Source organism: Burkholderia sp. BCC1985, assembly GCF_905339915.1.
In the GTDB taxonomy this organism is placed as follows: domain Bacteria; phylum Pseudomonadota; class Gammaproteobacteria; order Burkholderiales; family Burkholderiaceae; genus Burkholderia.
Genome location: NZ_CAJPGY010000154.1, coordinates 1 through 243 on the forward strand (window position 1 = coordinate 1; position 243 = coordinate 243).

Sequence of the window (243 nt, forward strand, 5' to 3'; positions counted from 1 at the left end):
GGATCAGCTCGCGTCCATCAAGCGCCCACACTTATCGGCTGTTAATTTTTAAAGAGCATTTCTGCGAGGACCCGGAGGTTTTCTCAGCAGCGCTGCGTTTTCAGCAGCAGAGAAGCGAGATTATGAACCGTCTTTTTCAGTTCGTCAACAACTTTTTAACTGCTTCGTTGCGACGGCTGGGGTTCAACTTCCTGCACCGCCGAGGCCGCTACGACCCGCCCGACAGCACCGCTTCCCTTCTTC

General features: G+C 53.9%; 1 protein-coding gene. It reads left to right on the forward strand.

Features of this window, described 5'->3' with window-relative positions; translation table 11 throughout:
• Positions 1 to 243: hypothetical protein (locus tag U4Z31_RS37080; RefSeq protein ID WP_321813014.1), on the forward strand; the 243-nt coding region annotated here is incomplete at both ends.